This is a genomic window from Mycobacterium timonense (assembly GCF_025821985.1).
Classification (GTDB): Bacteria; Actinomycetota; Actinomycetes; order Mycobacteriales; family Mycobacteriaceae; genus Mycobacterium; species Mycobacterium avium.
The window spans coordinates 1-331 of the sequence record NZ_JACKSY010000027.1 but is presented as its reverse complement, the minus strand read 5'-3'; the positions used below and the strand labels follow the sequence as shown (position 1 = coordinate 331).

1 pseudogene is annotated in these 331 nt (G+C 72.5%); it reads left to right on the top strand.

Going from position 1 to position 331, the window contains the following annotated elements:
- Positions 1-331, top strand: a pseudogene (locus H7I87_RS09660) (AAA family ATPase); the annotation flags it as partial.

Genomic DNA, 331 nt, shown 5'->3' with positions numbered 1-331 from the left:
TCGACTCCCGCCGCGGTGTCATCCGATTGCATCCGAGTGCCGTTGCCGCACTGGGGATTCGGGAGTGGGACGCGGTGTCGCTGATCGGGTCGCGGACGACGGCGGCAGTGGCGGGCCTGGCCGGACCGGGCACGCCGGTCGGCACCGTGCTGCTCGACGACGTGACGCTGTCGAACGCGGGACTGCGCGAGGGGTCCGCGGTGGTCGTCGGCGCGGTCACCGTCTACGGCGCGCGATCGGTGGCGCTGTCCGGCTCGGCGTTGGCCACCCAGTCGATCACGCCGGTCACGTTGCGCCAGGCCCTGCTCGGCAAGGTGGTCATGGTGGGCGA